General features: G+C 68.9%; 2 protein-coding genes. One reads left to right on the forward strand and one right to left on the reverse strand.

From position 1 onward, the window contains the following. On the reverse strand, nucleotides 1-1,085 hold a 1,085-nt coding region (serC, locus tag VGC18_RS02600), incomplete at its 3' end, for a phosphoserine transaminase (RefSeq protein ID WP_331093919.1). 134 nt (nucleotides 1,086-1,219) lie between these two features. Between serC and VGC18_RS02605 the strand changes: the two genes are divergently transcribed. Next, nucleotides 1,220-1,912 (forward strand): metal-dependent transcriptional regulator, encoded by a 693-nt coding sequence (locus tag VGC18_RS02605; RefSeq protein ID WP_331093921.1) that lies wholly within the window; start codon nucleotides 1,220-1,222, stop codon nucleotides 1,910-1,912. Nucleotides 1,913-1,961 lie beyond the last annotated feature (49 nt).

Consider the following 1,961-nt stretch of genomic DNA (forward strand, 5'->3'; position numbering starts at 1 on the left):
GCGGAGACGAGCTTGCGCACGTCGTCGGGCTCGATCGCCGCGAAGGTCGCGACCCGCAGCTGGTTGCGGCCGAGCTTGCGGTACGGCTCGGTGTCGACGATGCCGTTCGCGCGAAGCGTCTTCGCCACGGCGGCCGCGTCGATCGTGTCGGCGAAGTCGATGGTGGCGACGACCTGCGAGCGGTGCTCCGGGTCGACGACGAACGGGGTGGCGTAGTCGACGGATGCCGCCCAGTCGTAGAGCACGGACGACGACTCGCGGGTGCGCGCATCCGCCCAGGGCAGTCCGCCGTTGCCGTTGATCCAGTCGATCTGGTTCTCCATGAGCAGGAGGGTCGAGATGGCCGGCGTATTGAGGGTCTGCTTGAGGCGCGAGTTGTCGATCGCGTTCTTGAGGCTGAGGAACTCGGGGATCCAGCGGTCGCTCGCGGCGATGCGCTCGACCCGCTCGATGGCGGCCGGGGAGAAGAGGGCGAGCCAGAGGCCGCCGTCGGAGGCGAAGTTCTTCTGCGGGGCGAAGTAATAGACGTCGGCCTGCGAGGCGTCGATGTCGATCCCGCCGGCCGCGCTCGTGGCGTCGATGACGGTCAGCGCGCCGGCATCGCCGTTCACCCGGCTGACGGGGGCCATGACGCCGGTGGAGGTCTCGTTGTGCGGCCAGGCGTAGACGTCGACGCCGTCGATGACCTCGACCTCGCTGCGCGATCCGGCCGGGGCGGTGATGACCTTGGGGGCCGTGAGGAACGGGGCGCCCGCGGCGGCGGCGAACTTGGAGCCGAACTCGCCGAAGGTGAGGTTCTCGCTGCGCTTCTCGATGAGGGAGAACGCCGCGGAATCCCAGAACGCCGTCGAGCCGCCGTTGCCGAGGACGACCTCGTAGCCGTCGGGGATGCGGAACAGCTCGGCCAGCCCGCTCTGCACGCGACCGACGAGGTTCTTGACCGGCGCCTGGCGGTGGGAGGTGCCCATGATGGCCGCCCCGGCGCCGGCGAGATAGGCCAGCTGCTCCGGGCGGACCTTGGACGGGCCGCAGCCGAATCGTCCGTCAACGGGCAGGAGTTCAGAGGGGATGTGGAGATCCGGCATGGGCGCCATTCTATTGCTCTGGCCCGGGCCGCCCGTCGGGACTTAAGGCCCTTGTCCCGGCGCGTCCGCGAGGAATCTGCGGGGGTCGGTGCAGGTTAGGCTTACCGGAGGAGTAAGCGGAGGGTGGAGCCACGATGACCGATCTCATTGACACCACTGAGATGTACCTGCGCACGATCTACGAGCTCGAAGAAGAGAACATCGTCCCGCTGCGCGCACGCATCAGCGAGCGCCTCGGGCACTCCGGCCCCACCGTGTCGCAGACGGTCGGCCGGATGGAGCGCGACGGGCTCGTGGTGGTCGAGGGTGACCGCCATCTGTCGCTGACCGACGGTGGCCGGGCCAAGGCCATCCACGTGATGCGCAAGCACCGCCTCGCCGAGCGGCTGCTCTCCGACGTGATCGGCCTCGACTGGGCGCTCGTCCACGAGGAGGCCTGCCGCTGGGAGCACGTCATGAGCGAGTCGGTGGAGCGGCGGATCATCCAGATGCTGGAGCATCCGACCCAGTCGCCGTACGGCAACCCGATCCCCGGGCTCGCCGAGCTCGGCGACCACCCGGCCGGCAGCTTCTCCGAGGGGGTCGTCAGCATCGTGAACCTCGTTGCCGGGTCTCCGACGCCGGTGAGCGGCGTCATCCGTCGCCTCGGCGAGCCGGTGCAGTACGAGCCGGAACTGCTCGAGCAGCTGCGTGCCGCCGGTGTGATGCCGGGGGCGCAGGCCACGTTCTCGCGGGCCGGCTCCTACGTGCTGGTCGAGGCAGAGGGCCACGAGACGGGCCTCGAACTGCCCAACGAGGTCGCCATCCACATCTACGTCGGCGCCTGAGGTTATGAACTTTCTGCGACCGTAAGATGACAAAACGGTAACGGTCCCG

The sequence above is a fragment of the Lacisediminihabitans sp. genome (genome assembly GCF_036404185.1).
Classification (GTDB): Bacteria; Actinomycetota; Actinomycetes; order Actinomycetales; family Microbacteriaceae; genus Lacisediminihabitans.